Genomic DNA, 2,098 nt, shown 5'->3' with positions numbered 1-2,098 from the left:
GGACGCCAAACGTGACACACCAGACCGGCGGTCCGGAGCCGGACGGCGCAGGCCCGGAGCAGCGGCGCGTCCTGGTGGGCATGGAACGGGACAAGGCACACGGGAGCCTGGCGGCGCTGGCGTCCTCGATGACCTGATTCTCCAGTTGACGCCAGCCGTCGGCGTTCAGCAGGGGGGTGGGTCGCCAGCACAGGCAAACGGCGCCCGCGGCGGGGCCATCAGCCATGGCGGCGAAGTTGCGCCGGGGGAGGGACCACACCGGATCCCGACCCATGGGGGCGTGAATACCCCAGGCGGCGGCCATGGCGGCTGATTGGTGATCCCGCCAAGTGATGCCCTGGGCCAACCGCAGACTCAGCCGGGCCAGGAGACGGCCGGTGCGGGTATTGAGCGGCCCCAGACCCTGGCCCCACAACACCACGGGGCGCCCCAGAAGCCGGGCGGCCAGAATCAGAGCCGTGTAATAGAGAAGGCTGCGCCGGCTGGTGCCGTCCTGCAGCAGGCTCCCCCCCCCAGCACCAACGCCTGGGCGCGCACCAGGGCCAGCAGCACCCTGACAGGTTGATCACGGGGGCAGGCGGCAACACCGAATTGCTCCCGCACCTGGCGCTGGTCCCGGGCGGTAACCACCACAGGGCAGGAGGGGGGCAGCAGGGCCAGAAGGGTGGCCAACAGCGCATCGTCCCCAAGGTTGTGCTCGCCGTAGTAGCCGCAGAGGAGCACCATTTGCCCCATTTGCCCCGGAGTCTTCCCAGACTGGCCGGTGTCGTCAGGGGCCATGGTGGGCGACGGACCAGGGGCTGGCCAGATGGGGAACTCCCGCGTCATGGAGCGCCTGATCGCGGATGCGGCAGCTATCGCAGCGGCCACAGGGCTCCTCCCCGTTGCCGTAGCAGCTCCAGGTGGCGGCAATGGGCACGTCCAGAGCCAGGGCCTGCTCAACGATCTCCCGCTTGTTGAGCAGCAGGAGGGGCGTCCAGAGCTTGGGTCCCCGCCCCATGCGACCGGCTTTGGTGGCCAGGTCCGCCAGAATCTGGTATTGCTCCAGGTAATCGCCGCGGCAGTCCGGATAACCGGAGTAATCCACCGCATTGACCCCCAGCACCAACCGCCGCGCGCCCCTGGCCTCGGCCAGGCTCAGGGCCAGGGCGATAAACACCGTATTGCGCCCCGGCACGTAGGTGGTGGGGATGATGTTCGGCTGCACCCCCTCCTGGGGCAACGGCTGCTGAAGATCCGTGAGGGCCGAGCCGCCCCAGGCGGCCAGATTCACCTTCAACCGGTGGTGCTCCGCCAGTCCCAAGGCCGTAGCCAGGGCGGAGGCTGCTTGCAGTTCGCGGCGGTGGCGCTGGCCGTAGTCCATGGAAAGGCCGATCACCTGATCCCCCTCGGCCATGGCCATGGCTGCCGCCGTGGCAGAGTCCAGGCCACCGGAGAGCAGGGCAACGGCAACGGGAGGAGGGCTCATGGGGCGGTGTGGGTCTTCAGGGCGGGATTGCCGGGCACGGCCATGGATCTCAAGCGCTCAAGCGGGGAGAGAAGGAATCAACCGCCGCTGCTCAAGGGCGCTCAACACCTGCTCAATCCCCTCCTGCAAGGAGCAATCGCCGGTCCGGATCACCAGTTCGGGATTGCGGGGGGGCTCATAGGGGGAATCCAGACCGGTGAAGTGCTTGATCCGGCCAGCCCGGGCTTTGGCGTACAGACCCTTGGGATCCCGCTGCTCGCACGTGGCCAGGTCGGCGGCGCAGTAGATCTCCAGGAAATCACCGGGGGGCGCCAGGGCCCTGGCCCGATCCCGATCCCCTTGAAAGGGGGAGACAAACGCCGTCAAGGTGATGATCCCCGCCTCCAGGAACAACCTGGCCACCTCGCCAATGCGGCGGATATTCTCCATCCGGTCGGCATCGGTAAAGCCCAGATCGTTGCAGAGGCCATGGCGCACGTTGTCCCCGTCCAGCACGTAACCCGCCACGCCACGGCGGTGCAGTTCGCCGTTGACCCCGTTGGCCATGGTGCTCTTGCCGGAGCCGGAGAGGCCCGTGAACCAGAGGATGGCGCTGCCGTGCCCCCGCAAGGCCGCCCGGTCCTGGCGGGA

General features: G+C 68.4%; 4 protein-coding genes. All 4 read right to left on the bottom strand.

Translation table 11 applies throughout. From position 1 onward, the window contains the following. Positions 1 to 454, bottom strand: a 454-nt coding sequence (locus BG35_RS11735; RefSeq protein WP_236619851.1) for a polysaccharide pyruvyl transferase family protein, incomplete at its 3' end; no start/stop codon positions are given. Then, positions 451 to 780 (bottom strand): glycosyltransferase family protein, encoded by a 330-nt coding sequence (locus BG35_RS11730; protein WP_025782645.1) that lies wholly within the window; start codon positions 778 to 780, stop codon positions 451 to 453. The genes BG35_RS11730 and BG35_RS11735, both read right to left, overlap by 4 nt. Next, entirely contained in the window at positions 770 to 1,468 is a 699-nt protein-coding gene (gene queC / locus BG35_RS0109570; RefSeq protein WP_025782644.1) for a 7-cyano-7-deazaguanine synthase QueC, read from the bottom strand. The genes BG35_RS11730 and queC overlap by 11 nt, the downstream gene beginning before the upstream one ends. 57 nt (positions 1,469 to 1,525) lie before the next feature. Further along, a partial coding sequence (cysC, locus tag BG35_RS0109565) for an adenylyl-sulfate kinase (protein ID WP_025782643.1) occupies positions 1,526 to 2,098 on the bottom strand: 573 nt, incomplete at its 5' end.

Source organism: Candidatus Synechococcus spongiarum SH4 (assembly GCF_000586015.1).
Taxonomy (GTDB): Bacteria; Cyanobacteriota; Cyanobacteriia; order PCC-6307; family Cyanobiaceae; genus Synechococcus_B; species Synechococcus_B spongiarum_F.
The sequence above is the reverse complement of the archived record's forward strand: the minus strand, read 5'-3'. Positions and strand labels throughout refer to the sequence as shown.

Excerpts from the sequence above, each read along its gene's own strand:
- BG35_RS11730 (WP_025782645.1), bottom strand. The coding sequence starts at position 780 with ATGGCCCCTGACGACACCGGCCAGTCTGGGAAGACTCCGGGGCAAATG.
- queC (WP_025782644.1), bottom strand. The coding sequence starts at position 1,468 with ATGAGCCCTCCTCCCGTTGCCGTTGCCCTGCTCTCCGGTGGCCTGGAC.